We start from the raw sequence: 897 nt of genomic DNA on the forward strand, positions 1-897 counted from the left end.
GAGGTCAGCCAGCAGATCATCAGCGCGCGTCGAGACATCGCGTCCAAGCCGCTGAGCACGTCGATCGGCCAGGCCCTGGAAAAGTTGAGGAGAGACCAGTTCCCCGAAATCCGATTCGAACAGATAGTGGGCCAACTGGTCGACATTGCAAGCACAGTATCCGTTGATCTCATCAACGGCGATACCAAGACCGCGAGAGAACGAGAGCTCTCCGGAAAGACACGCGCTCAGCTGGCCGCCCTCAAGCGCGTTCCGAGCATCTATGTCGGCGGCGACGTGCTCGCCCGGGGAATCACTCTCGAAGGCTTGATCGTGTCCTATTTCCCCCGAGCCGCAAGCGCCGCAGACACTCTGCTTCAGATGGGCCGGTGGTTCGGATACAGGCCCGGCTACGCGGATCTCACCCGAGTCTGGATGGATGAAGAAGTCGTTGATCACTTCAGGTACATCTCGGGGATCTCGGAGGACCTGCGATTCAGCGTCACTGTCATGGGCGAGCAGAATCGCCTGCCTATCGAATTCGGTCTCAAGATCAGACGCCACCCCGAGTCCTTCAAGATCACGGCCGCGAACAAGGCCCGTCATGCCGCCGAGTTGAATGAGCCGGGCTCATTCTCGTACCGGGGAGTAGCCTTCGAGACCTGGGGCCTCACGGCAGACCGCACGGAGAACGAGAAGAACAAGGACGCCATCTCTCAGTTTCTCGACAAAGTCGATTCAGCTTCCGGAAGCGCAGCCCGAAGGTCGCTCGGCAACAAGACGGGACAGGGCTCCATTATCTGGAATTCTGTGCCGCACGAGTTGGTCGAGGGCCTCCTTTCCCATTTCAACAATCCGGGCGTGGGAGCCTACGAAGTAGTATTCGGCTTTGGTGAGGATGGGATCCCAGCGGGTATC

1 protein-coding gene is annotated in these 897 nt (G+C 59.1%); it reads left to right on the top strand.

The features are described from left to right. On the top strand, positions 1 to 897 hold an 897-nt coding region (locus IG178_RS24450; protein WP_226895759.1), incomplete at both ends, for a Z1 domain-containing protein.

The organism is Neoluteolibacter marinus (genome assembly GCF_014904755.1).
In the GTDB taxonomy this organism is placed as follows: domain Bacteria; phylum Verrucomicrobiota; class Verrucomicrobiia; order Verrucomicrobiales; family Akkermansiaceae; genus Haloferula; species Haloferula marina.